1 protein-coding gene is annotated in these 433 nt (G+C 60.5%); it reads left to right on the top strand.

Annotation, left to right across the window (positions count from 1 at the left end):
- Positions 1-96 precede the first annotated feature (96 nt).
- A partial coding sequence (locus ACTHTY_RS12170) for a TfoX/Sxy family DNA transformation protein (RefSeq protein ID WP_440367887.1) occupies positions 97-433 on the top strand: 337 nt, incomplete at its 3' end.

The following is a 433-nucleotide window of genomic DNA, read 5'->3' as shown; positions in this document are numbered from 1 at the left end:
GCGCACAGCATCGACCCCTACACCGACGGCAACCACGTTCAGACAACCTTGGCACTCGTCCACCGCCATTTCCAAATCTAAAACGCCATGCCGACCCTGTTGACCACACCGCCCGTCGCCCCGCAAACCTTAGCCGCCCTGCAAGCCCTCGGCATCCGCAGCGTAGAGGAGCTGCGCGACACCGGTTCCGTCCAAGCCTTCCTGCTGCTCAAAGCCGCCGGACTGACAGTCACCCGCAGCACGCTTTGGCAACTCGAAGCCCTGCTGCTCGGTATCAAGTCACAAGAGCTGCCGCAAACGCAGAAAACCGCTTTGGAGCAAGCCGTTAAGAACCATCCGCCCGTTGCCGTTTTCCCCACGTCGTCTGAAATGGAAACCTTCATGCGCGCTGCCTTGGCGCAGGCAGAACAATCCGTCCGCATTGGCGAAATCC

Origin of the sequence: Neisseria sp. P0019.S002, from assembly GCF_051957155.1 — a bacterium.
In the GTDB taxonomy this organism is placed as follows: domain Bacteria; phylum Pseudomonadota; class Gammaproteobacteria; order Burkholderiales; family Neisseriaceae; genus Neisseria; species Neisseria perflava.
The sequence above is the reverse complement of the archived record's forward strand: the minus strand, read 5'-3'. Positions and strand labels throughout refer to the sequence as shown.